The 26,561-nt window shown below is 44.8% G+C and carries 21 protein-coding genes; 13 read left to right on the forward strand and 8 right to left on the reverse strand.

Annotation, left to right across the window (positions count from 1 at the left end; genetic code table 11):
• Positions 1-38 precede the first annotated feature (38 nt).
• From AAFN85_RS08375 to AAFN85_RS08385, 3 genes are read left to right on the forward strand one after another with little or no spacing between them, the layout of a single operon-like run.
• On the forward strand, positions 39-569 hold the full coding sequence (locus tag AAFN85_RS08375; RefSeq protein ID WP_347526683.1) for a DUF6886 family protein: 531 nt from the start codon (positions 39-41) through the stop codon (positions 567-569).
• Between the two features lie 53 nt (positions 570-622).
• Positions 623-838 carry a hypothetical protein gene (locus tag AAFN85_RS08380; protein WP_347526684.1) on the forward strand — a complete coding sequence of 72 codons (216 nt, stop codon included), beginning with the start codon at positions 623-625 and terminating at the stop codon, positions 836-838.
• Positions 838-1,434, forward strand: a complete 597-nt coding sequence (locus tag AAFN85_RS08385) for a hypothetical protein (RefSeq protein WP_347526686.1) — start codon at positions 838-840, stop codon at positions 1,432-1,434. Before AAFN85_RS08380 ends, AAFN85_RS08385 begins: the two co-directional genes overlap by 1 nt.
• Positions 1,435-1,510: 76 nt before the next feature.
• On the opposite strand, the gene AAFN85_RS08390 is transcribed toward AAFN85_RS08385, so the two are convergent.
• From AAFN85_RS08390 to AAFN85_RS08410, 5 genes are all read right to left on the reverse strand, one after another.
• Positions 1,511-2,722 (reverse strand): DUF4998 domain-containing protein, encoded by a 1,212-nt coding sequence (locus AAFN85_RS08390; RefSeq protein ID WP_347526687.1) that lies wholly within the window; start codon positions 2,720-2,722, stop codon positions 1,511-1,513.
• Positions 2,723-2,744: 22 nt separating this feature from the next.
• The gene (locus tag AAFN85_RS08395) at positions 2,745-3,971 is read right to left on the reverse strand and encodes a DUF4959 domain-containing protein (protein ID WP_347526689.1); all 1,227 of its coding nucleotides are present in this window, start codon (positions 3,969-3,971) and stop codon (positions 2,745-2,747) included.
• Positions 3,972-4,023: 52 nt separating this feature from the next.
• Entirely contained in the window at positions 4,024-5,943 is a 1,920-nt protein-coding gene (locus tag AAFN85_RS08400) for a RagB/SusD family nutrient uptake outer membrane protein (RefSeq protein WP_347526690.1), read from the reverse strand.
• A gap of 18 nt (positions 5,944-5,961) precedes the next feature.
• Positions 5,962-9,261, reverse strand: coding sequence for a TonB-dependent receptor (locus AAFN85_RS08405; protein ID WP_347526691.1), 3,300 nt, complete (start codon positions 9,259-9,261; stop codon positions 5,962-5,964).
• A 530-nt stretch (positions 9,262-9,791) separates the two neighbouring features.
• Positions 9,792-12,254: a TonB-dependent receptor gene (locus AAFN85_RS08410; RefSeq protein ID WP_347526692.1), complete on the reverse strand. Its 2,463-nt coding sequence runs from the start codon at positions 12,252-12,254 to the stop codon at positions 9,792-9,794.
• A gap of 486 nt (positions 12,255-12,740) precedes the next feature.
• On the opposite strand from AAFN85_RS08410, the gene AAFN85_RS08415 reads away from it, so the two are divergent.
• From AAFN85_RS08415 to AAFN85_RS08425, 3 genes are all read left to right on the forward strand, one after another.
• Positions 12,741-13,862, forward strand: a complete 1,122-nt coding sequence (locus AAFN85_RS08415) for a histidine kinase (protein ID WP_347526693.1) — start codon at positions 12,741-12,743, stop codon at positions 13,860-13,862.
• Positions 13,863-13,865: 3 nt separating this feature from the next.
• Positions 13,866-14,606, forward strand: coding sequence for a LytTR family DNA-binding domain-containing protein (locus AAFN85_RS08420; protein WP_347526694.1), 741 nt, complete (start codon positions 13,866-13,868; stop codon positions 14,604-14,606).
• Positions 14,607-14,702: 96 nt separating this feature from the next.
• Positions 14,703-15,125, forward strand: coding sequence for a DUF1801 domain-containing protein (locus AAFN85_RS08425; RefSeq protein WP_347526695.1), 423 nt, complete (start codon positions 14,703-14,705; stop codon positions 15,123-15,125).
• 62 nt (positions 15,126-15,187) lie between these two features.
• Here the strand turns inward: AAFN85_RS08425 and AAFN85_RS08430 are convergent, their stop codons facing one another.
• Both AAFN85_RS08430 and AAFN85_RS08435 read right to left on the reverse strand, forming a co-directional pair.
• The gene (locus AAFN85_RS08430; RefSeq protein WP_347526697.1) at positions 15,188-16,894 is read right to left on the reverse strand and encodes a fibrobacter succinogenes major paralogous domain-containing protein; all 1,707 of its coding nucleotides are present in this window, start codon (positions 16,892-16,894) and stop codon (positions 15,188-15,190) included.
• Positions 16,895-16,969: 75 nt separating this feature from the next.
• Entirely contained in the window at positions 16,970-18,436 is a 1,467-nt protein-coding gene (locus AAFN85_RS08435) for a PLP-dependent aminotransferase family protein (protein WP_347526698.1), read from the reverse strand.
• Positions 18,437-18,507: 71 nt separating this feature from the next.
• Here AAFN85_RS08435 and AAFN85_RS08440 point away from each other — a divergent pair, with 71 nt between their 5' ends.
• From AAFN85_RS08440 to AAFN85_RS08470, 7 genes are all read left to right on the forward strand, one after another.
• Positions 18,508-18,786 (forward strand): GNAT family N-acetyltransferase, encoded by a 279-nt coding sequence (locus AAFN85_RS08440; protein WP_347526700.1) that lies wholly within the window; start codon positions 18,508-18,510, stop codon positions 18,784-18,786.
• Between the two features lie 315 nt (positions 18,787-19,101).
• Positions 19,102-20,310, forward strand: coding sequence for an aminotransferase class V-fold PLP-dependent enzyme (locus AAFN85_RS08445; protein WP_347526701.1), 1,209 nt, complete (start codon positions 19,102-19,104; stop codon positions 20,308-20,310).
• 272 nt (positions 20,311-20,582) lie between these two features.
• On the forward strand, positions 20,583-21,440 hold the full coding sequence (locus AAFN85_RS08450; RefSeq protein WP_347526702.1) for an AraC family transcriptional regulator: 858 nt from the start codon (positions 20,583-20,585) through the stop codon (positions 21,438-21,440).
• Between the two features lie 69 nt (positions 21,441-21,509).
• Positions 21,510-22,082: a DUF417 family protein gene (locus AAFN85_RS08455; protein WP_347526703.1), complete on the forward strand. Its 573-nt coding sequence runs from the start codon at positions 21,510-21,512 to the stop codon at positions 22,080-22,082.
• Between the two features lie 23 nt (positions 22,083-22,105).
• Positions 22,106-22,645 (forward strand): carboxymuconolactone decarboxylase family protein, encoded by a 540-nt coding sequence (locus AAFN85_RS08460; RefSeq protein ID WP_347526704.1) that lies wholly within the window; start codon positions 22,106-22,108, stop codon positions 22,643-22,645.
• Positions 22,646-22,653: 8 nt separating this feature from the next.
• Positions 22,654-23,055 carry a nuclear transport factor 2 family protein gene (locus tag AAFN85_RS08465; protein WP_347526705.1) on the forward strand — a complete coding sequence of 134 codons (402 nt, stop codon included), beginning with the start codon at positions 22,654-22,656 and terminating at the stop codon, positions 23,053-23,055.
• Between the two features lie 308 nt (positions 23,056-23,363).
• A complete protein-coding gene (locus tag AAFN85_RS08470) occupies positions 23,364-23,963 on the forward strand; it encodes a DUF1684 domain-containing protein (RefSeq protein WP_347526707.1) in 600 nt (199 codons plus the stop codon).
• Between the two features lie 194 nt (positions 23,964-24,157).
• Here the strand turns inward: AAFN85_RS08470 and AAFN85_RS08475 are convergent, their stop codons facing one another.
• Entirely contained in the window at positions 24,158-26,437 is a 2,280-nt protein-coding gene (locus AAFN85_RS08475; RefSeq protein WP_347526708.1) for a glycoside hydrolase family 3 N-terminal domain-containing protein, read from the reverse strand.
• Between the last annotated feature and the right edge of the window lie 124 nt (positions 26,438-26,561).

Raw genomic sequence — 26,561 nt, forward strand, 5'->3', positions numbered from 1 at the left:
TTTTTAAAACTTCGTAAGTTTGAACATACAGAAAAACCATGCCTCAACCCAAACTCTTTCACATCAGCGAACAGCCGGGTATCAGCATATTCAATCCCCGCCCTTCCCCATCGCATTTTGATAATATTACCGGCGATGTTGTTTTTGCCATCAGCGAGGAATTGCTGCACAATTATTTGCTGCCGAGGGACTGCCCACGGGTAACATTTTATGCAGGGCCGAACACAACAAATGCCGATAAACAAAAGTTTATGGGTAATACATCTGCCAGCCACATTGTTATTGTTGAAAGCGGATGGTATAAACGAATCAAACAAACCACCTTGTATTGTTATGAATTTGCGCCCGATGATTTTATGCTGATAGATGAGTGCGCGGGATATTACGTATCCTACAAACCGGCTATGCCGATAGCGATTACTGTTATTGACGATATCATGGCCGCGTTATTAAACAGAGGGATTGAATTGCGGTTTACGCCTTCGTTAACTGAGATTGCAGATGCTGTTAAAGAATCGACTTTGCAGTTTTCGTTGATCAGGATGAGGAAAGCGAAAACGGAGCTATAACATTTATAAACTATCACTACTTTTTATTATTTTTGAATATATCCGCATTTGTTATGGAGCAGGACATTCCGTTAGATTTGATGTTAAAAAAAGGCAAAATGGCTAAAAAGCCATGGTTAATGACACCTGCCGAAAGGACTGAATGGGCTTTAAAAATGCAGAACGAAGCCAAAGAATATCTTTTTTCTATCGGACAGCCATTGGTTTACAAAAAAGCAGGGCATTACATAGCTGAGTATGCCGATGGCAGCGTTAAACAGCTCGGATAATGGCTGATATTTATATCATCGCCGGTCCACCAGGAATAGGTAAAAGTACCCGAGGCGATGAGTTTATTGACCCCGATCTCGAAATCTTAAACGAAGATGAAATGCGTTTTAAATATAAAGCGCAGGGCTACGCAGATTATAATGAATATTCTATTCATCGCGTTAGAAATACTATTCGCCAAAAACTAATCAGAAACGAAAATTTTGCACTCGAGTTGAACCTCGGATATGAGCATCAATGGGAATATATTTTATCTGTTAAAAACTTCAATCCCGAAAATAGGCTTCATATCATTCTTTTCTTTACTGATGATGTTAAATTATGCCTTATCCGCGCCAAAGAACGACATGCAAATGGGCGGCATTTGGTTAAGCCCTCAATAATAAAGGAAATGTACATCAACACTATCCGCCTGTTAAAGAACAATTTTGACCGCGTTGATGAACTTATTCTACTGGATTCAGACAACGAAACCGGCCTCTCATTAATAGCAAATTATGATAAACAGCGCAATGACTTAACAATACTTAGTGAAAACGGGGCTTGGTTTAAAAACGACATAAAACCATTTATCCAAAACAAACTCACGCGTTAATCCCTCCTAAAAAACAAATCCCGCGCCTTACAAGGCCACGGGAATTTGTCATTTATTAAACCAAACCAAGGTCTTTTTATTTATCCACTTTGTACATGGTAAGTTCGCAAAGGTGCAGGTAGCTGGTGCCGCCCCAGGTTTCAAGTACTTTGATCCTGACGTAGCGGAACTCGCCGGTATTAGGCGGGAAGTTAAACGGCTCGCCCGCGGCTGCGAAATCGGCATCGGCCTGGGTGTTTTGACCTACAGGTAAGCCCGACGGTTTTACCGATGTAAAACTTGCCAGTTTTGTCCAGCTGCTGTAGCTACCATCCGCGGCAGGGCTGTTACTACCATAAACCTCAAAACGTTTAGGGTTACCAATGTTGTATAATGCAGATGTGCGTTGCCACATCCTCATTTTAGCTAATGATACCGATTGGCCCATATCAAACGTAAACCATTGCGGCATGCCCGATCCGCCCGTATGGAAGCCTGGTTCGCCGGTTTTATTATCCCACAGGTAATAGGTTTCCCAACCATAGGCAGATGGAATATCGGTTGGCAGGTTGTATGCCTTAAACAGCGATTTATCACAAACGGCAATACCATAAACCGTCGGAAAATCTTCAAAGGCGCTTACGTTAAACGCGTCGATAGCATCGGCGGTTGGTTTGTATGATGAGCGGAATTGCAGCGCGGTTTTAAATTTCAGGTCTTTGATGGTGATACCTGCGCTATCCGGACTTAACTCTACGGTAGTTTCAACACCCGCAGTATTGGTGTATTTAATGGTGGTGCTAACATTCAAACTATCGGCCTTATTAAAAAACAACCTTACCGAATTATCATCATTCACCTGGTACGGCGCGGCAGCATTGAACGGGCGGTTCAATAACGACGATTGATACGATGTGCCATAAACCCGCACATTATTGATATCCTGCCCTACCGAACTGTTGCCCGCGTTATCGCGCGCTATCAGCCTGAAACTGTAAACATACTCTTTCAGGTTAGGGATTATAGCCGTAATGGAATCGGACGGGCTGTGCGATGTGGCATTAACTATCAGCGAGTCGGTACCATTGTTCCAGGTTATTTTGTAGGTGGTGATACTTGGATCCGGACTTGGGTGCCATACCAATGCGGCCCTTAAATTGCCCGGATGAAAAGTTGCCTTCCCGGCTAAACCGGGATAGGTAACTTCGTGATTATTGAGATAGTTTTTATAGTCTTCGTCATATCTTTTACAACCCATTACAGTAACACAGGCTAAAAAGAAAGCGGCTATTTTATATGTGATCTTCATTTTTTTCGCTATTTAAATGGTGTTACAATGGGTTGCCATATAAGGAGATCTCCATGGCGTTCACATAATCCAAACCGCCCCAGGTTTGCGTACACTGAAACCTGATAAACTTGGTTGAAGGGGCGTTGATGGAGATCTTGAAGTTTACACCGGCGGCAACAAAAGCCTGGTCGGAGGCATTGGCCTGGTTTGGCGGTAAGCCCGATGGCGGGTTAGGGTAGGTAAAATTACCGAGGTTAACCCAATCGCCGGATACGGTACCAGGGGCCGAGCTCAAGGGTAACGTTGAATCGCCCGGCGAATCACTGTTGGTTCCCCAAAGTGTCATCTGCCTAACGTTTTGATAGGTAAAAATACTGTTTAATCTTTCCCACAATACAAAGCGGCTTAGTTTAGCACTGGTGCCTAAAGCAAACGTACCCTGTTTGGTTGGCGCACCCAAAGTATGCCATCCAGGATCGCCGGTATTGCCATCGAAGAAATATTTAAGCTCCCAGCCGTAGCCTATCGGGCTGTCGCTTGCCAGGTGATAAACAGAAAACTTGCTCTTATCCAGCATCGTTTCGTACAGCGGGGTTAAAGTTTTAAATACGGTATCAGATACATTGCCGAACCTATCGGTAACAAACACACCGAACTTTTTAGGCACCGCATCATAACCACGTACCGAAACATTTACCGTATCGGTGGTCAGGTATTGAGGTTCCTCCTCATCATACGCATTACGTTTTTCGTTAAATGCAATTACATGTACGGCAACCGGCACTTTATTGGGATTAAAGCCGAAGAAGTTTGCACCACCAAAATCGGGCGTAATGGTAAGGTTATCGTTTATCAACAGGTAATTGGGTGTTTTAGGATTTACCTTAACCACCACCGGGTCTGATTTTATGTTGGCACGACTTACAGCGTATAAAGTAACCTCGTATTCCTGTGCCCTTGCAAAACCATCAACAATAACGGTATCCCTATAGTAGCTGGATTTAGTTTCGCGGGTTACCTTATCATTAATTTTGTAGCTGGCCAGTACATACAGCAGGTTCTTTGAATTGGGCAGCGTGTAAGTTAATCTTGCCCCGCCATTCAAATTTTCCACTTTTATATTGCTAACAACATCTGGTTTGGTAGTATCGTTTGATACTACTTCAACTGGCGATTCCATTTTTTTGCAGGATGCTATAAGCAACATCAGCAAAACCGGCACCATTACTAATGCGGCAAGCCATCTGCGGTTATTAATCTTTTTCATATATCTTTTTTCAATATTGATCATCTTAAAAATCTGTCACAAAAGCTATACCCTACCAGTATGGGTTTTGGGTTAGGTTGTTGTTAACAATAAGGTCGTTGGTTGAGATAGGCCACAGGTAATCTTTTAACCCGAATACCGGCTGCACCACTGTTTGCGGGCGGTAGTAATTCTCTGGCGTACCCTCATCAACCTTCCAGCCTTGTAGCGGGCGACTCAGCACATCCTGCAACTCTTTCCAGCGGCGCAGGTCCCAGCCGCTTTGCGCTTCAAAACAAAGTTCGATACGGCGCTCCTGGTGGATGATCTGGCGTAAACCATCTTTAGAGCTTGGTTTTGCCGGGTTCTTAGAATATTTCGACCATGAATCTACCACGCCTTCCAGTCCGGCACGTGCCCTTACCCTATCAATGTAGGTGTAAACTTCAGCGCTTGGGCCATCGGCCTCGTTCACACACTCGGCATATAACAGGTATAATCCTGATAAGCGCATTACCGGTAAATGGTAGTTTTCGGTAGTGAACAGGTTGGTGTAAACCGTTAAGTAATTAGCCAGTTTTTTAGGCCAGTAACCGGTGATATTGGTAGCTGTTAAGCTTTTCGGTCCGGCCAATGCGTATGGGCCACGGGCATTAACATAATATGCTTCGTTCTCGTTCCGTTTACCGTTACCAAACCAGATGCCGCCGTCGAAAGCGATATCGGCATAAAACCTTCTTTCGCGGTTAAAGTGTTCTTTGGCAGTAGCGTAACCGGTTTGGATCAAAGGCGCGCTCGAATCATCGCCGGTTTGGATATTGAAACGACCTGCATAATCCCAGGTTTTATCCTCGTTAATAGGCACGCCTTTATCGGTATAAAACAATTCGGCAGTTTGAATTGGCACCGCAAACGTACCTGGGTTACTTGATGCCAAACTCGCGGCATCAGATGTTAACCTCGGGATACAGAAGTTTTGGTAACCGAAACCATAGTTCAAGGCCCAGATCAGCTCAGGGTTTTGCTCCCATTTTTCGGTGATGTCGTTCTGTAACACCAGTACATTCTTCAACTTATCAGATATGGTACCGATGTTAACCGTTGGCGGCGTAGTGTATAATTTCAAACCTTGCGCTTCGCACTCGGTAATGGCGGCTTTGGCAGCATCGGCAGCTTTACGCCATTTGGTAGCATCGAATGTAGCAGAGAACAGCGCTTTGCCGTCATGATCTTTAATATTGGCATAATCGGGGTTACCGTTAAACAGCGGGCTTGCCTGTGTTGCCAAAACCTCGGCTTTAACAGACATGGCCATGAATTTGGTGATGCGGCCAAACTCTAAGGCCTGGTTGCTGATAACCGGTGGCAGATCTGGGATAGCTTCATCCAGCAGTGATACCACATAATCAAAGCTCTCATCAACCGAAGCACGTTTGCGTTTTACCTCCTCGGCCGAGGCATTGATAGGCAGGTTTTCTTTGATCAACAGCATCGGGCCGTACATCCTGATCAAATAGTAGTGATAAAACGCTTTCAGGAATTTGGTTTCGGCTATCCAGCGTACTTTTTCTGAAGCACTCAGGTCGATAGGCTTATCGATGTTCTCCAACATGATATTACAGCGCCTTAAGGCCTGGAATATGGCCTGGCCGCCGTTGGTTCCGTCCCAGTAGTTTAAAGCAGGATCAGAACTTAGCTGTAATCCCCTGATAAGGTTAAAGCCCGATTCGTTAAAAAAGTGGTCATTGAGGTTGTTTGGATAAACGATCTCGCCCGAGTAAACAAAACCGGGGTTGTTTACCACATCGTTTAAGTGCTGCATGGTTGAGTAGCAGGTAAACAGGTAATCTTCCGTTTCGTTACGGTTGCGAAAAGTGTAATCCAGCGTAGCTACGTTATCCGGCGTAATATCCAGGTATTTTTTGCACGATTGCCCCGATGTAGCCAAGGCTACCAGCAGCATCAGTTTATAGTATGATCTTAATTTTTTCATTTCAAACTTGTTTTAGGGTTATAAACCAACGGTTAAGCCCAGGTTAAACACTTTTTGAATTGGGTAAGCAAAGCCGTTGCCGCCAAGCTCCGGGTCCCAGGCTTTGAAAGGGCTCCAGGTAACCAGGTTTAAGCCGTTAAAGTAGATGCGGCAATTGTTTACGTGCAAGGTTTTTGCAACGCCTTTTGGCAGCGTATAACCCAACTCCACCGATTTCAACCTCAGGAACGCGCCATTACGCAACCACCAACTGCTTGACTGCAGATTGTTCAACTCTGATGATAGCGTGGTACCTAAGCGTGGGTACAGGGCGTACAGGTCCTGGTGCTCTTCGCTCCAGTGGCTATCAGCAAAATCCTGTAATACCTGCGTGTTACCGTAAATGTATGGTTCATTACTTGGGATGAATGGGCTTACTTTGTTCGGGTCGACAAAGAAGGATACCCTTGCTTGGCCCTGGAAGAAGGCCGATAAGTCGAACCCTTTAAAGCCTCCCGAGAAACCGAAACCGTAAACGATCTCTGGCGTGGTTGGGTAACCAATAAATGCCTGGTCCAGGTAATCGATCTTTCCGTCGCCATTCAAATCGCGGTATTTGATATCGCCGCCTTGTGGTAAAATGCCGTTAACCTTATTGCCATAAGCATCGGCACCACTAAATATTTGCGTAGGCGAGTTACGGGCCTCCTGATCATCAACAAATAAACGCTCGGCAATGTAACCGTAACCACGGCTTATTGGCTGGCCTATAAAGTGCCTCCATGGCTCTTTATAATCAGGCTCTTCAATGTATTTGTATTTATTGGTTGAGTACGTGAAGTTAGCACGGATCTGCGCCCAGCCGGTATTGCTGAAGCTTTGCTTATAGTCTAACGACAAGTCCACACCTTTTGAATCAACCTTGCCTAAGTTGGCGCTGGTTTGCGATTCCAAACCTTCGCTGGTTGGGGTGTTGCTGCGGGTCTGTAAAATATCGTAACGGTTGTTGCGGTAAAACTCGGCCACAAAGTTGAAGTTTTTAAACAGCGTGGCTTCAACCGCTAAGTTGGTTTGTTTGGATGTTTCCCAGGTTACATCGGGATTGGCATAGTTGCGGATGGTAACACCCTTACGCTCGTATTGGTTATTGATACCAAACTGGGCATAGTTGTAACCCTCGTTCAATTGCACATCTGATTGGTAGAAGAACCTTTGCGAACCAATGGCATCATTACCTACTTTACCATAGCTACCACGAATTTTTAAACGATCGATGATCGAAGGATCCCAGAATTTCTCGTTCGAGATCACCCACGAACCACCAATGGTTGGGAAGAAACCGTAACGGTGATTAGCAGAGAAACGCTCGGAACCATTGTAACCGAAGTTGGTTTCAATAAAGTACCTGCTTTTGTACGAGTAGGTTAACCTGCCGGCCAAGCCTAAATTGCGGAATGGCAACGAGTAAGGCAGTGTGGTTGTGCCCGTTTTAGGATCGATAGCGCTTGAGTAAAGCGTTTGCTGCGCGGTACCGATGAGTGTGGTGTTGATGTTATGCCCGTTACCGAAAGGTTTATTATACTCTAACGCTGTTTGCAGATAGAAGAAAGTATTGGCGTTTGGCGTATTGCGGTTGTAGCTCAGGTATTCGGTTGGTACGTTATTGCCTGTTGGTTTAGGGTTGAGCCATTGCAGGGTGTACTGGTTGGCATCCCTATCATAACTGGCGATGTTATAGTAAAATGGCGAGTACGATAACTGCGAATCAAAATACGAGTACCTGTTGGTGTTGAAAATGGTTTTGAACTTTAAACCATCGGTAAGCCAACGCAAATCCTGGTTCAACTCAAACTGCGCCGACATTCTTGACTCCGACGAGTTTTTATGCCCGCGTAATAATGACGCGTACGGGTTATTGAACTGGATATTGTTATCGCTGCTACCTGCCAAACCTACGTTACCAAATAAAATATGCTGTACGTTGGCGTTAGCAGCATCGGGCTGGTAGTAGGCAGGAAAATCAACCGGACTGGTGTGGATGGCTACGTTGTACAGATCGGAAGCGAATGAACCATCGGTAGTGATAGGGCCGTTATACTCGCTGAAAGTACCCGATAACCTAACCACAATCTCGGTGGTTTTGGTAAGCGTTACGTTTACGTTAGATCGTAACTGGTAGTTTTTAAAGTTAACGTTGTTGTTATTGTTGTTGCGGATATCGGTACGCAAAACACCGTTATCAATATTATACGAACCGGCAATGTAATAACGGGCAGCCGGGCCACCGCCGCTTATGTTCAGATCGTTACGCTGGGTAGTAGCGCGTTTTTTAAACAACATGCCAAACCAATCAACCGCAGGGTAAACGTAGGCGTTGCTGCCCGGAGTACCGTTAATGGTGTTAATGGTATTATTGATCTTACTTTGCGGATATTTAAGCGGCAAGGTAGGGTTACGGGTAAGCAAAGCCTCGTTATAGAGGTTCATGTACTGAATAGGATCAACCAGGTTTAGTGTTTGCGTTGCCTGCGATGATGAAAACTCCGAACGGAAATTCAACTTGGCCGCTCCTTGTTTACCCTCTTTAGTGGCCACCAAAATAACACCATTAGCACCGCGGGCACCGTATAATGCGGTAGCGCTCGCATCCTTCAGGATAGAGAAACTGGCAATGTCATCCACATTTAAGCGGGCCAGATCATTGGTAGAAAGCTCCACGTTATCGATCAAAATAAGCGGATCGCGTTTGTAACCGAATGTGGTTACACCGCGGATAAAGAACGAGGCGTTATCCTGCCCCGGCTGGCCGCTGCGCTGATACGCGATGATACCCGCCGCCTGACCGGCTAAAGCGTTTGTTAAGTTACTTGCCGGTATTTTCAATTCGGCAGGTTTAATGGTGGTTACCGAACCTACCAATGCCTCTTTACGCTCCTTTTTACCAAAGGCAGTAACTACCACCTCCTCGGCCAATAGTTTTTGCTCTTTAAGGCGGATGTTGAGCGTGCGGTTATCGGCAGTAATAATAATGTGCTGATCGATAAAACCTACGTACGAGATACGGAGACTGGTACCTGGCGTTACATCCAGCACAAACCTGCCGTTGTTATCAGTAGTAGTACCAACGTTTTTTTGGTTTTCGGCAGCAACGTTGGCGCCGGTTATTTTAACGCCAAGCGTATCGGTTACCGTACCCACTACCGTGATCTTGTTTTGGGCCTTCGCGGCGAAACCAAAGCAGGATAATACGAGCAGCAGAAGGAACCTCCCTATCAAATTACGGCCTTGCTGCCTGTAGTTTTTTAGGTGTGATTGATCGTAAAAGTAAAATTGCTTCATAAAGTTGGGTTCATAATATTTATTGAGGGTTATAATTGTACACTTGTACACACATGAGTAGCAATTAGCACTTTAAGCCCATAACATTATCACGTTGCCCTAATTTTAACCGGTAGTTAAAACCCTAAAAGGCAACAATTGCGGGACATTAAATAATAGCTAATAGTATCATTTGGTGGTGGTAATGAAACCAGCCAATGAGTTTGCTCGATTTATGTGGAATTTAATTGTACCAACGACAGTTTCGCCGTTTGAAGGAGGTGAGTAATCTTTTTCATTATTTGGGTTCTTGATTTTACTAATTGGTTTTGTAAATGTATATGGGTGCGGCAAATTTTCAAATGGATAAAACATATAAAAAGATGGATAATATTACCATCAATTACAATCTGTTTAGCTGTGCATCAAACAGTTAAACAACACAAACAATCGTTTGCAAGCATATCCAATCAACCCTAAAAACAAAAGCGGCCTACGTGCGGCCGCTTCATCAATGAACAATAATGCTTTTTTGCCCCTGCAAAAACCTTTTAGTTATTCCTGATCCTTTCACTCTCGTCGGGAGCACTCTTTGTTGATTTATTTTTGGCCGATGTACCCGAACCTCCGAACGAGCGTGTGTAACTCAGCTTAATGATCGGGAAGCGCCTTGATTCGGTATTAACAATAACATGGCTTTTAATATCAAAAGCCTCGCGGGTAAGGGTGCCATACCGGGGATGGATCTGCAGGGTGCTGAATACATCGGCCACCGAAAGTTGTAAACTCCCTCTGTTTTTCAGTTCCTTTTTTATGCCCGCGTTAACTGTACTGTAACCATCAATGCGGGTGGTACCATTATAAAACAAGGAGTTATAAACGCCCGAAACCTCTGCCGAAAAATCCTTCGGCAACTTAAACGTTTGGTTAAAATTGAACGAATAGCCGATGTACGATTTGGTTAACGGCGACGAGGTATAGGTTTCTTTAAACTGCCTCAAGCCTCCGGTAAAGCTGTAAGTCATATCCCACCAGTTGGTAGCCTTGAAAGGCAGGTTGGCCTGGAAGGTAAGGTAGCGTTGATAAGGCAAGTTTTGCGGCGAGATAAACAAAATATCGTGCGAGGCATTTTCGGTAAGCTGGTAACGGGAAATGGCGTTTGCATCATGACTGTACAGCAATGAAAAACTGTAATCGCGGTAAGTATAACCCAATTTTATATTGTTGGTGATGGTTGGTTGCAGGAAAGGGTTACCGGTATAAACCGCGGTTGGATCACTGTAGGCAAAGTATGAGGCCAGGTCATCATAAGTTGGCCGGGCGATGCGTTTGGTGTAGGATAGTTGCAGTTCGGATTGTTCTCCTACTTTATTGGTTAACAGCAAGGTTGGGAACAGCTTGCCAAGCTTACGGTTTACGATGTTGCTGCCGGTTTTAGGATCGTCCATGTTAGTGTAAGAGTATTCGTAGCGAGCGCCGGCAACAACATTTAAGACTTTGCTCAGCTGCCAGTTGAATGAGAGATATGCCGCGCCTATCTCCTCCTTCATATAAATATTGGCCGAGGTTTGCATATTGCGCACCCAAGCCCCGTTCTCAAAACTTTCAATGCCCGACGAGCTTGAACTACCGGTGCGTGTACCTTTTACGCCCGTTTCCAATTTCAACGCCTCCAACAATTGATTACTATAATCTGCCTTGATCACCCCAACATTAATGGTAGTATTGGCAAAACCGCGCTGACTTTCGGCGCTTACCGAGTTATCGGCATAAACCTGTTCACCGTTTTTATTGATGAAAGATGATTGCACCTGTTTGGGGCTGTTATTGCTGTAGCGGATATAATCGGCATCGAAGCTGATCTTTTCCCCTTGCTTTAAAACCCGCTCCAACCCTGCCGAGCTGATAACACTGTTCCACTTATCGGTGCCGTTGATGTTGCCCGTGTAGGTGAGCAATGAATCGGGCAGTACATTGTAACCGGCCCTGCTGTAAGTATAATTGGGTGATGTGCTGTTATTATAAAGCACACTGCTACTTAAGGTGGTTTTATCATTTAGTTTGATATCAGCGCCGATAGTTGCATTATGATTATTGCTGATGCGTTTGGCTTTGGTATAAAATTCAACCTCGGTATTACCGCCTAAAAAAGGCATGTACTGGCTACCGGTAATGAATAGATCGGTATAAGTCCTGTCGTGCGAAAAAATATATGAGCCGTATAGGTTAACGTTTTTGGTATTGCTGTTAAGGTTGACGCTGGCGGTAGCTTTTTCGCCTTGCCCATATCCGCCTGTTAAGGTGTATGAGCCGTTGGTGCCCTGCTTCCGGCTTTTCTTCATTACAATGTTGATGATCCCGGCGCTGCCTTCGGCATCGTAACCCGCTGGTGGGGTGCTGAGCAGTTCTACCTTTTCAATATTATCGGCGCTGGTACCATTCAACAAAGCGGTTATTTGCGCCGCCGGCATGCGCACAAGTTTACCGTTGATCATGATGGTAGCGCCACTTTTGCCATTAAGCGAGATCCCGTTATCCCGGTGATCAATAATCACACCCGGCGATCGTTCCAACACTTGCAAAGCGGTACTACCTTTGGTAAGCAAACTATTCTCCACATTCACCACCAGTCCATCTGCACGTTGCTGGTACAGTGGCTTGCTGGCTTTTACCACAACCTCGCCCAGTTGGCGGGTATCCTCTTTCATCACTATAACAGCCAGGTATTTTGCCCCGCTATCGGCGTTAACTTTAAATGGTGCCGATACCCAGGTTTGATAACCTACGCTGCTTAGTTTAAGTCGGTAATTACCGGGTTGGATATTGTTAAACAGGTAGCCGCCCTGCTCGGTAGTGAGCATACTTTTTACTGATGATGAATCGGCCATTTTAATCAGCGCAGTGGTTACATAAGCTAAAGGCTGCCCCCCGATGGTAGTTACCTTGCCCGATACCTGGGCTTTTGCTGTTTGGAGCAGGCAAATAAACAGCATACTGATGCATAACGTTTTCATAAGCTTACCGGCGTTTTAGTTACCGTTGAGGCAAATAAAGAGCGTGATAATCGGCTTAAAAAACCTGTGTGATAAGCGGTTGATGATTATTGATGAGATGCAGGAATTGCTGTTAAAAACTCAATAGAGGCGATTAAAACGGTTGATTTACCGGTTATACCTTAAGGGTTGCATTTGGTCAATTATTTAGGTTGATTGATATAAAGGTAGTTGAAAATGAGTGGGATTGGCGTATCTTAGGGTTGGTTGTTGAGTGTAATGGATTAAATAACCGTGCTTCTGTTTTTAATTCCCTCCCTCGGGAGGGGTGCGATGGACAGCGCGGTGGCAGGGAGGGGTTTATACGCCTTGCTAACCTATGCATGGCTGAGAAACCCCTCCCTACACCCTCCCAAGGGAGGGAATCACACATCCCCCGCTCTTTTACCTATGGCCTACTTATGAAATATATTGAGAAAGAGATAAAATCAACCTCAGGCAAAACTAATGAACACGCTATCCGTAGATACATTAAACCAAAACTGGCTGTTTAAATACAAGCTGTACCACATCCCCTTTTGGTGTGTGTACCATTACTTTTGGTTTACCATAGCGGTGGCCAATCCTGTGGTTGCGGCAAAATCCATGTTCTTTTCGGCTTATACGGTTAAGATGTTTGGCTATGTGGTTTTCGAGGCTTTCGCTGTTTATTTTAACCTGTACTACCTGATGCCGAAGTATATGAAAAAGGGCAGCCTTGCACGGTATGTGATCTACCTTTCAGTAATATTGCTCGGCACTTCATCGCTTATTAACTGCGGATATTATCTTGGCTCATTCTTCGCGGGGTGTACTGTACAAAAAATGTATGGCGTTGATAATTTCGCGTCGTTTTACAACAACTCGCTTCCATCTACCCTGGCCAGTACTACTTTGGCTATGAGTATTAAACTCACCAAAAACTGGCTGCAAACACAGCACCGGCAACAACTGCTCGAAAATGAAAAACTGGAAACCGAACTCAAATTCCTGAAATACCAGTTTAACCCGCATTTTCTGTTCAACAGCATCAACTCTATATTTTTCCTCATCCATAAAAATCCGGATATGGCATCGGCTTCGCTGGCTAAATTTTCGGAGTTGCTGAGGTACCAGCTTTACGAATGTAACGATCAGCAGATACCCCTCGGTAAAGAGATCAGCTACCTCGAAAACTTTATCGAACTGGAAAGGCTCCGCCAAAACAATAACGTGCACGTTACTTTTGAGGCGGATGACCATTTCACCGATAACCTCGGTATAGCCCCTTTTATACTGATGACCTTTGTGGAGAATGCCTTTAAGCATGTATCTAAAGAAACGGACAGCCCTAACTGGATAGGGATCAAACTAAGCGTTAAAGACAACCTGCTCGATCTGCATATCGCCAACAGTACATCGCCCGAAGCCTCGACAGAAACATTAAACTATGGTGGCATCGGCCTCAATAATGTAAAACGCCGCCTTGATCTCATCTACCCTGAACAGCATCAACTAAAAATAACACCCGGCGATAACCGTTTCGAAGTACACCTGCAATTAACTTTGGCCCCGCTCCAACAACCGGCAACAATCCTGCAAATGGCTTAACCTATGATGAACTGCGTAATAATTGATGATGAGCCATTGGCCCGCGAGGGTTTAGCCAGCTACGTGCGCGAAGTTGATTTCCTAAACCTCAGCGGAACCTGCGAGAACCCGTTGCAACTCATCAAACTACTTGATGAACAAGCTATCGACCTCATCTTCCTCGATATTCAAATGCCCAAAATGAATGGAATCGATTTTCTGAAGATCTTCCCGAAACCGCCCATGGTAATCATCACCACCGCCTACCCCAGTTACGCGCTGGAAGGTTTTCAACTCAACGTGCTCGATTACTTGCTGAAGCCGATCACTTTCGACAGATTTTTTAAATCGGCCAATAAAGCAAGGGATTATCACCGACTGCTTAATAATTCCACCCAACCGGGATTACCAAAAACCGAAACAGATGAAGGTTATTTCTTTATTAAATGTGGTAACAAATACGAAAAGATCTATTTTGATGAGATACTTTATGTAGAGGGCATGCAAAACTATGTCACCATTTTCACCATTAAAGGAAAATACATGACCCTGCTTAACCTCAAAGGCCTGGAGCAAAACCTGGATAGCAAACTGTTTATCCGGGTGCATAAATCATACATTGTATCCACAGGAAAAATTGACGGCATTGAGGGTAACGAGATATTCATGGGCGAACACCGCATCCCCATCAGCCGTAACTATCGCGATCAGGTGATCCAGCAAGTGGTAACCAATAAACTTTGGGATAAGATCAAATTTTCGTGATATATTTATGTAGAGATTACATAGCGTTCAGTTAAGTATCACCACTCTGAAAAACCAGCTTTAAGCCTTATGCTTTCAGCCTTTAGCTCCAAAACAATGGCCAAAAACACCAACAAAACCACAGAAAACGAAGCCAGCGTGGCCGATTTTATCAATACCGTTGCCGAGGAAACCAAACGCGCCGATTGCTTTACACTGGTTGAACTGATGGAAACAGCCTCGTCCCACCCCGCCAAAATGTGGGGACCAGCTATTGTTGGTTTCGGCAGTTATCATTATAAGTATGAAAGCGGTCGCGAGGGCGATGCCCCGCTGATAGCCTTTTCGCCCCGTAAAAGTTCACTGACGCTTTATTTGGCCGGCTTCGACGGCAAGGAACAGTTACTGCAAAAACTCGGTAAGCATAAGCAAAGTGGTGGATGTACGCATATTGTTAAACTAAGTGATGTGGATATGGCTGTGCTAAAGCAGTTGTTGAGGGATGCATTTGAGCATGCAAAGATAGTGCATGGGGTATAACGCGGAGACTTACGAAGTTTTAAAAACTTCGTAAGTCTGGCTCGACGAAACGTTTTTTGCGCTTAATCCTTTATACACCTCACCGAATAACCAAAGTATTTAGGGCTATCGTGCCTTTCAAAATACCCTTTAACGTACAGATCCATATACCAGGCATTTGAAGCGCCGTTGGCGGTTGCGCTCCACCAATAGCCATCGTATTCTATGCTATTCCATGGTGTTCTGGTACTTTGAAAGTTTAAGCCACCACCGGGTAAAGCGGTAAACAACGTGCTATTGGTAGCGCCTGTGTTGGCAGCCCAATGTGTGGTGCCTTGCTCCTGGATCTTTATACCAACTTCGCGGTAACCACCCAGGTAATTATACAAGGTAGTCCACTCAGCATCGGTTGGGATATGGAAACCTTTAGGCGCCAGCTTGTGTGAATCTGTTACGGCATACCAGTTATACAATTTGCCATAAGTAGCGCCGTAAGCCGGAACGTTATTATAATCACCGTATGCACCAGTGGTAAGCCCTTTCCAATCGATATTACTTAAAACATTGTTAATGGCTGTACCATCATTATAATGTGTTACTTTAAGGTTTTCCATCATCCAGGTTTGATTGCCTATTTTAATGGTTTTATAAACGTTGCCGTCAACATCTGTAACTGTGCCTGTTACTGCTTTATCTTCAATAGTTAATGTGGCGGTTATGCTTCCTGCCGTATAGTTGCCTTTTGCAGCCTGGTTGGCGGTTATGGTTATTTGTCCTTTTGCTTTTATGGTTATCGTGTTACCGCTTATGGCGGCAACTGCTGTATTGCTGCTGGTATAAGTAAACGCCCCAGTGCTGTTGCTGGTAGGCGCAGTGATAGTAAAAGGAGCGTCGCCCACACGTTTATCGGGCATGGTAAAACCATAAATATATGGCGCAATAGCACCACCTGTTACGGTAAACGTAGCCTTAACCGAATCAGCACTATAATTGCTTGAAGCACCCTGCATAGCAGTGATAACCGACGTACCGATCCCCTTAATAGTAAGGTTATTACCAATAAGCGTAGCAACCGCCGTATTACTGCTTTTATAAGTAAAAAGCCCTGTACTGTTACTGGTTGGATTGGTGATAACAAAAGTAGCTTCGCCAAGTTTTTTTGTTGGCAGAATAAGCGGCCCTAACGTTGGCTTTGGCAAACTGGCAGCCGTAACAGTAAACAGAGCCGTGATCGAATCAGATTTAAAATTGGCCGTTGCCGCCTGGATAGCTTTGATCGAACCTCGCCCCGCACCTACTATAGTAACTTTATTGCCCGATACTGTGGCTACAGCCGGATTATTACTTTGAAATGTAAAAGCCCCGGTGCTGTTACTTTTAGGGTTTACGAGAGTAAATACCGCTGCTCCTGTCTTTTTATCAGCAATGGTAAAGTCGCTTAGGGTGGGCTTGGATAAACCTACCGCAAAGGTAGCCTTAACCGAATCAGCAAGATATTTACTGGTAGCCGCCTGGTGCGCCGTAATTACCGACGATCCGGAGCCTTTTATGGTGATAGTTTCGCCGCTAATGGTGGCAACTTTGTCATTACTGCTGGTATAGGTAATTGCACCATCACTGTTGCTTGTCGGGGCGGTTATTGTAAAAGCGGCATCACCAAACTCTTTTGATGGTAAGGTGAAGCTACCAAACGTAGGCGCTACAGGCGCAATGGGCGCGGGTTTATCGCTTTTACTGCAACCGGCAGCAAAAGCCACAATGATGATAAGGCAGGTTATTAAAGGTTTCATTAACAATAATTTGCCGCGAAGATAAATATTACCAACCAGTTATTTTTATTAATTTACTATTAATAAAGCATCACACTATTTGCACAAACCCTTCACCAATCCGCCCAGCACTTTAAAGCTCTCTTCAACCACATCATCAAAAGCCAAACCGAAACTGATGCGGATAAAATTTGTAAATCGCCCGTCGATACTAAAGATCTGGCCGGGGGCTATGCTGATATTTTGTTCGATGGCCAGCTGATAAAGTTCGAAGGCGTTTACCCGTTTATCAAATTCAACCCAAAGTGCGTAACCTCCCTCGGGGCGGCTTATTTTTGTACCCTCCGGAAAGTATTGGGCTATGGCCTGTGTGTACCTTAAACATTGGGTATGCAGTGCCTTGCGCAGGTGCCTCATATGCAGATCGTACCGCCCAGTTTCGAAAAAATGACCAATGGCGGCCTGCGTAGGCGTGGCCGAGGCAATGGAGTGCATCATTTTGATATTCAAAACCTGCTCCTTAAACCTTCCCGGAATACACCAGCCCACCCTATACCCCGGCGCTATCGATTTTGATATCGACGAGCAAAGGATCACCAACCCCTCCTTATCATAACTTTTGCAGGTATGCGGTCGGCTTTTACCAAAGTAGATCTCGCCGTAAATATCATCCTCAATAAGCGGGATCTGTTTTTTGGCCAGCATTTGTACCAGGTGGCGTTTCCTGTCGTCAGGCATGCAAACGCCTATGGGGTTACTGAAATTGGTAACAAACAGGCATACTTTTACAGGTTCGGTATCAATAACATGTTGAAGATATTCCAGGTCGAGGCCGGTCTCCGCGTTAACCGGGATCTCTATTACGCGCAGATCGAGGCTGAGCATTACGTTGAAAATACCGAAATAGGTTGGGCTTTCAATAGCGATGGTATCGCCGGGTTTGGTCAATGCACGAAGGCAAAATATCAACGCCTCGAGGCAGCCCTGGGTGGTCACCACATCATCCTCAGTAATATTACCGCCCCAGTTAAACGCGTTTTTGGCTACCTGTTTACGCAAAGCGAGGTTGCCCTGTAAATTCTCATAAGTAATATTACCCGACGGGCTGTTGCGGATAGACTCCAGCATGGATTTGCTCAGCTTAGCCAACGGGATCAAACTCAACGGCGGCGATGAGCGCGATAACTGCAAAACGCTATCTTCCGACATATTGCGGTACACCATGGCTATCATTTCGGCCACACTTGCATCCCCGGCTTTTTTAACAGGTGGTTTTGTTTCGGGTACGCTTGCAAACCTTGCCGGCAAATATTTTACATAATAGCCTGATTTGGTACGGGCTTCAATCAGTCCCATGTTTTCCAACTCAACGTAAGCTTTATAGGCAGTGCTAAGACTAATACCCTGCTCCTGGCTCAGCATCCTTACCGATGGCAGTTTGTCGCCGGGCTTAAGCAGGTTTTGTTTGATCTGCTTTGCTATCCTGTCGGCTATCTGCGCATATAAAAAATCGTTATCTGTTGTGCTTGCCGGACTTTCCATATCAAAATCTGTTATGCTCAAAATTAATAAAACTGCATCTGTTTTGCTATTTGCCAATACTTTTATTTTGTATCGATCAAATAATAAAACACATGGAATTACAGGTTATCGATTATCAGCCGCAATATGCCCCCTACTTTGATAAGTTTAACAAGGCCTGGCTGGAAGAGCATTTTGTGGTTGAACCTTTTGACAAATGGGTACTGGAAAACCCGGAAGAAGCCCTGATCAAAGATGGCGGCAGCATATATTTTATTACTAAAGATGAAAAGATCATAGGCACCGTAGCTTTGCGCCGCATTGAAGATGGCGTTTACGAACTTACCAAAATGGCAGTAGACCGCGATCACCGCGGAGCAGGTGCAGGTTAGTTTTTATGCCAGGCGGGTATTGACAAAGCCCGTGAGCTGGGTGTAAAGAAACTGGTACTGTTTTCAAACCGGGTGCTTAAAAACGCCATCCACATTTATCATAAATTAGGCTTTGTTGAAATACCTGTTGAACCGGGAACTTATAAACGCGCCGATATTATGATGGAGATAAATTTTAGTGATAATTAACGTCTTCACCAACCACGTCATTGCGAGGTACGAAGCAATCGCGAACCATACAGGGCGGCTCTGTAAGTCGGGGATTGCTTCGTACCTCGCAATGACGGCTTTATTTATTAATTCGGAAAACACCCCATGAACAACATACTAACAAACGAAGAAATACAACAAATCCGCGCCGAAACCCGCGGAACAGCCAAAACCATCCATTTCAACAATGCAGGTTCATCGCTTCCGCCGGATGTGGTAGTTGATACCGTTACCGATTACATTTATTACGAGGCCCTGAACGGCGGCTACGAAACCGAATATACCTACCGCGAGGAACTTGATAATACCTACAGCCTAATAGCCAAACTCATCAATTCACGTAAAGACGAAGTTGCTATAGTTGAAAATGCCAGCATAGGCTGGTGGTTGGCCTTTAACGGCATCAACTTTAAGCCCGGCGACGAGATCATTACCTGCGAAATGGAATATGTAAGCAACCTGATAGGTTTGCTGCATGCTCAAAAAACATTAGGGGTTGAGTTTAAGGTGATCCCGAATGATGAAAACGGCAATTTTCAACTCGATAAGTTTGAAGCCGCTATTGGCCCTAAAACTAAACTGATAGCTGTTACCCATGTTCCCTCATCGGCAGGTGGCATGATCCCAGTAATAGAAATAGGTAAAATAGCCCGCAAGCATAATATATTATATCTGCTTGATGCCTGCCAAAGCGTTGGCCATGTGCCGTTGGATGTACAACAAATAGGGTGCGATATGCTGGCCGTGACCGGACGTAAATACTTACGCGCACCGCGGGGCACCGGCTTTTTATTTGTTCGGAAAGAGGTTCAGGATAAGTTGAAACTATTTTTCCTGGATGGTTTTACCACCCAATGGGTAACCGAAACTGATTTTAAATCCCGCGATGATGCCCGCCGCTTTGAGGTTTATGAAAAAAGCAGGGCTTTAACGCTTGGCCTCGGCAAAGCGGTTGAATATGCTTTGAATATTGGAGTTGACCGCATCTGGCAGCGTGTTCAATATTTAGCGGGTTTGCTGCGCGAAAAACTGAATGCTATTGAAGGTATCACCGTTCATGATTTTGGCAATCAGTTATGCGGAATAGTTACTTTTTCGGTTGAGGGATTGGCTGCCGTTGATGTAAAAAACAAACTGGCCGAGAAGCACATCAATGTATCGGTTGCTAAAGCTGTATCCACACTCATCTACATGAATAAAAACCACCTGGGCGATATTGTACGGGCTTCGGTGCATTACTATAATACGGAGGAAGAGATTGAGGTTTTGTGTGAGGTATTGAGGGGGTTAACCACACACCAATCTGTTAAATAAGGCACGCAAAGGCGCTAAGACGCAAAGTTTTTTTTATAAATGGCGTAGATATTAAGTAAGCAAAGGCGCAAAATGATCGCCCTGTACCATTCTAATTATTCCTTATCTTGAAATGAACTTTTCCATTAAAACGAAACTTTGCGTCTTAGCGCCTTTGCGTGCCTAACTCCTTCTGTAAAGCACACAAGAAAACTTTGCTTCTTCGCAACTCTGCGTGCTTAAAAACTTAAACACCCTTTACCTATATTAGCGGCATCAAAACCTCTACCCTTTTGAAAGAGATCCGCGATAAATCAGGAGAATTCCTGTTGGGTTTAAAAGAACCACAGGACGATTTTTTATGCAAACCTGCCCAATTTTCAGAATACACTGTTTATTTTATCCCCGAAGGACAGGGAACTTTTCATGCCGATTTTGGCGCTTTTCCGTTTCAAGGCCCGGTTTTATTATTCTCCACTCCGCTGCAGGTTATTTATATAGATGATTGCCGCATCACCAAAAGCAATATCATCCAGTTTCACAGCGATTTTTATTGTATAGAATACCACCGCGAGGAAGTTGCCTGCAATGGCCTGCTGTTCAATAACATCTACCTCGATCCGGTGGTTGTGCTCACCGACCGCGAGGCTGGTATTTTTGATTTGCTGTTAGGGCAGATCAATGATGAGTTCATGCAGCCATCCCCATCAGATATTGTGCTCCGTGCTTTTCTCCAACTGTTTTTAGCTAAAGCGAGTACTATTAAAATGAACGCCATCAGCACCGACCAGGATAAGCCCGAGAAAGACGAGATGATGGAACGTTTCCAACAGTTGCTGAACCAGCATTTTCTTGATCTGCATAAACCATCAGATTACGCCTCGTTGCTGAACGTATCGCCCGACACCCTTACCCGGCGTTGCAGCAAATATTTTCGTAAATCACCCTCGCAACTCATCCAGGAGCGGCTTATCCTCGAAGCAAAAAAACAACTTCACCTTACCCGGCAAAGTATCAAGGAGATAGCCTATAACCTTAAGTTTCAGGACGAGTTTTATTTTAGCCGGGTATTTAAAAAATTCACTAAAGTATCTCCGCAAACCTTTCGCGATAAAACGGGCATTTCCATCGTAGCGGATTTGTACAAATGAAACCCGGATTTGTCCATGTTGTAAGGCCTCGTACTGCTGTAGTTTTGCTTTATCAAAAAACAACACAGTATGAAAACTTCAATCATAAATACCATAGCCGGCCTTGATCAGCTTGGTAAAAAAGCAATTCGTTTCGGCATAGTAATCGTATTTTTATGGATAGGCGGTCTTAAATTTTTCAGTTATGAGGCCGATGGCGTGGTTCCGTTTGTAGCTAACAGTCCGGTAATGTCATTCTTCTACAACCATCCCACAGAATACAAAACCCACCAGAATAAAGAAGGTGAACTGATAGCCACCAATCACCAATGGAATATCGAGAATAACACTTACGGTTTCTCTGTAGGCCTGGGCATAATGCTGGTAGCACTGGGTATTTTGGTAGCCCTTTATAAAGTAGCGCCAATACCAAGCATGATAGGCAGCGGACTCATCTTCATCATGACACTGGGTACGCTCTCCTTCCTGATCACTACGCCCGAAGCCTGGGTTCCGCATTTAACCGATGTAAACTTTGGTTTCCCTTACCTATCTGGTCGTGGCCGTTTGGTTATTAAGGATATCGTGATCCTGGGTGGCGCTATCATTACCATGAACGAAACCGCCCAACTCTACCTAAAACGTAAATCAACTAATAAATAATCATCTCAATAAATAAAACCATCATGAAAACTATAAATGTCCCTACCCGCGAAGAGGTGAGCGCCGAATCGCAGGAACTGTTTGATACTTTGAAAAAACGCGTAGGCAAAATGCCTAACCTGTACGCCACCATTGGCTATTCATCCCATGCGTTAAAAGCCTTTTTAGATTTTGAAGGCACTTTAAACGCCGGTTTATTTACCGCTAAAGAACGTGAGGCTATAGCGTTAATCGTATCTGAAGTAAACGGTTGTGCTTACTGCTTAGCAGGCCACACCGCCGCAGCCATATTACGTGGCTTTACCAAAGCAGAAACTTTAGACATCAGAAGAGGCCACACTGCCGATGATAAACTGAATACCATCATCGCCTTAGCGAAATCGATCACCTTGAATAAAGGCAAAGGTGATGCCGCCGACCTGGAAAACTTTTACGCAGCCGGTTTTGACGAAGCCGCTTTAATGGAACTAATAGGCCTGGTTACCGTGCGCATTTTCACCAACTATGTATTTGTGAACACCGAGATCCCGGTTGATTTCCCTGCTGCCGAACCTATTAACTAATAGCCAACATGAAAACTACAGAAGAGCTCAAAGAGCAATTGGCCAACAAATTTTTGAACGGTTTAAGAAACCGCGACTGGGACCTGATGCGCTCGGCATTGGCTGAGGATGTAACCTGGACATTACCAGGAACCAGTCTACTTTCTGGCCCGGCGATTGGTGCTGATGCTGTTATTAAAAGGGCAAACCAACTTCGTGATTTTGGGGTGATGGTTAAACTGAACCATATTTTATACGGACTTAACAGCGTGGCACTTTCGCTGCACAATACAGCCACCCGCGGCGATCTTGTTTTAGACGAATATGTGGCTATTGTTTGTGATATCAGCGGCGGCAAGATCATTAGGATAGTTACGCATTTGAGTGATGTGGAAGGGATCAATCAATTTTTTGTTGAGGGAGTGATTTGATTCTTTTAACCTCAAATAAATTCATGCTGAACTTGTTTCAGCACCCCACTTGCTAAGCGACTTTGCTGAGCATGCGGCTTGTATAATGGGCTCGCCAAATAAATTCGGGATGACCTGAGAAATAAACTTTGTATAAAACTCCTTTGCGTCTTTGCTCCCCTTGCGCCCTTAAATTCTCAAACCATGTACAAAATTCTTTGCGTCTTCGCGGCTTTGCGTGCCTAAAAATCTGCAGCATACACAAACATCTTCCACGCCTTTGCAAGAAACAATCATTCGAATTAACTTTAAGCCAAATAACTGATCAAATGAAATACCTCGCTGCAATAATCCTGCTCCTTACTACCACATCTACTTTCGCCCAAAATCATAAAGCCCAGATAGCCGAGTTCCGTAAAAGCTATATGGATGATTTTTTGAAAGATCCGCGTTCTCCCCTAAAACAGGAAGACCTGCAATATCTCCGCTTTTACGATGCCGATAGTACTTACAGGGTTACCGCCAAAGCCGAACTGCTAACAAACCAAACCCCGTTTGTGATCCCAGCCTTTGATTGCACATCCAAACAATACGTACGTTATGCGCTGCTTTCATTTACTTTGAAAGACAAGACCTTACAGCTAACTATTTACAAAAGCGTAGCCTTATCTGCAAACCCGGCATATAGCAACTACCTGTTTCTGCCTTTTAACGATAATACCAATGGAAAGGAAACCTATGGCGGCGGCCGCTATATCGACCTTACCACCAAAGACATCAAAAACGGCAGCATCGTGATCGACTTTAATAAAGCTTATAACCCTTACTGTGCCTTTGCCAGCGGTTACTCATGCCCTAAACCGCCGGATGAGAATAATTTGGATGTAGCGATCGCGGCTGGAGAAAAGAATTTTGGGAAGGCGCATTAATACGACTTTACCTTTTAAGGCGATTTGGGCTGAAGCCCTACTCCCTCGCTGACTGTACAGCGTTGGTTGAAACCAACGGCAATGAAGAAAAAAGAGAATCAATTTTTTCATTGCCGTCGGTTTTAACCGACGGATTTTATGGATAGTAAAGAGTGGCTTTAGCCAAATTGCGATGCAAGGTTACCGATTTGCACTTATCTCACAGTAACCGTTTTATGAAACGCTATCAGGTTTGATGCTCCACCAATCTGTACATCAAACTCGCCGGATTCAACCAAGTATTGCATCCTGTCATTATACAAACCCAATTCGGATACCGGCACCTGTAAGTTAATCTTCACTCTTGTTCCTGCTTTTATCAGCTCTTTTTTAAAAGCCTTAAGCTGTTGCACCGGCGTGGCCACCGAACTTACTTTATCGCGTACATAAAGCTGCACCACTTCCTTGCCATCGCGGTTACCGGTGTTTTCAACTTCTACCTCAACATTAATGGTTCCGTTGGCATTTAATACCGAATCTTTTACCGAGCAGCTTACATATTTAAAGTTGCTGTAGCTCATGCCCTCACCAAAAGCCCAAAGCGGGTCTGGCCTGTCGAAAATATAATGTCCTTTAGGTTCTTCCGGGCTTCCTGGCTGATCAAAGGGTTCATTTCTATCGGTTACATAATGATTATAAAATGATGGAGTGTTACCGGTGCTGCGCGGGAACGATACGTTCAAATGCCCGGAAGGGTTAACCGCCCCGGTAAGGATATCGGCCAGGGTGCGGCCTTGTTTTTCGCCTCCATACCATTGTACCAGCACGGCATCGGCATTATCTTTTACCCATGGCATAGCCAACGGTTTACCGGCTATGAACACCACCACCATAGGTTTGCCGGTAGCTTTGATGGCTTTCAGCAAATCCATCTGCACACCCGGTAACTCTAACGATGAAAGGTCGAAACCCTCGCCAGAGGTTGAGTTTTTTGGGCTTCGGCCTAAAAAAGTACTGCGGGTGCCTATCGCTACGATAGCTATATCGCTTTGCTCAACGGCTTTAACAGCTTCGGCAATGTGACTTTTATCCTGGCTCCACCAATCACATCCATCGGCATGGTTTAGGGTAGTGCCTTTGTTGCCCATCACTTCTTTTAATCCGGCCAGCAGGGTGGTACCCAATTTAGTATCACGATCCGTCCATGAGTAATCGCCAAAAATGGTTTGATCGCTATTGGGGCCAACTACGGCTATTGATTTGTATTTACTGAGATTTAATGGCAGGATATTGTTACTGTTTTTCAGCAGGATAGCGCTCTCATCTGCCACTTCTTTCGCCATGGATACATTTGCGGCACTATGCACCACCCTGGCAACTTTAGCTGGATCGCCATAAGGATTTTCAAACAGACCGAGGTTAAATTTTACGGTCAATACCCGGCGCACGGCCTGGTCAATATATTTCATATCCAGTTTGCCGCTGGCTATCATCCCTTCCAGTTTGGTGTAGGCATCATCAATATCCAGATCGATACCGGCTATCAGTGCCATTTTAGCGGCATCTTCCTGCGAATCGACCGCATGGTGGAAAGTTTGCAAGCGATCTACCGAACCCCAGTCGGAATATACATAACCTTTAAAGCCCAGCTCCCCACGTAAAATATCTGTCATGTAATAAGGCGAGCCAGACATGGCCACCCCATCGTACGAACTATAGCACGACATTACCGCCAGCGGGTTAGTTTCTGCTATTACCCTTTTAAAGGGATACATATACAGGCTCCGTAACTCACGCTCGCCGCCGCTTACATTGGCACAATTTAACCCTCCCGACGGCGAACCATGCGCCATAAAATGCTTGGGGGTACAGGTAATGCTGCTTTTTTGATAACCTTTTACAAAGGCCACACCCATTTCGGCGCTCAGATATGGGTCTTCGCCAAAAGTTTCCTCTACCCTACCCCAGCGCAGTTCGCGGGCAATATCCAGTACGGGCGACAGGATCTGGTGTATCCCGATCACCTGCGCTTCATCACCAGCGGCAGATGTCATCCGGTTTATTAAAGCCGGATTAAAGGTGCTGCCCTGCGCCAGCTCCTGCGGAAAAATGGTGCTGTTATTTTGCAGGATGCCTTCAATGCCCTCGGCGGCTGTAAGAATGGGGATACCCAACCTTGTTTTGGTGAGCATATAGGTTTGCAGCTTCTGATACATATCGGCGCATTCGGCAGCGCTACGGTTCATTTCGTGAGTGCAACCGTAACTTTCTCCTTTAAATATCCTGTCTATTTCTTCGGCACTTCCCGATGCGCGGTTTTGCAGTTGCTCTACCTTTTCTTTCAGGGTCATGCGTTTTAGCAGGTCTTCTACCCTATCAGCAACAGGGGCTTTTTTATCCTTATACAGGGGAATATCGGGATTGGTTTTCAGGGTTCCTGACGTGGTAATTATCAGCGTAGAAAGGCATAGTATACCTAATGTTATTATTTTCATTGATAATGTATTGGCGATAGCTGGGGTTAAAATGTATTATGATTCATCAAATTACAATCGATTGCGAAAGTTGATTAAAAAAACGCAGCCATTTGATTCCATCCGAGTGGCTGCGTAGTTTTTT

The organism is Mucilaginibacter sp. CAU 1740 (genome assembly GCF_039839285.1).
GTDB lineage: Bacteria > Bacteroidota > Bacteroidia > Sphingobacteriales > Sphingobacteriaceae > Mucilaginibacter.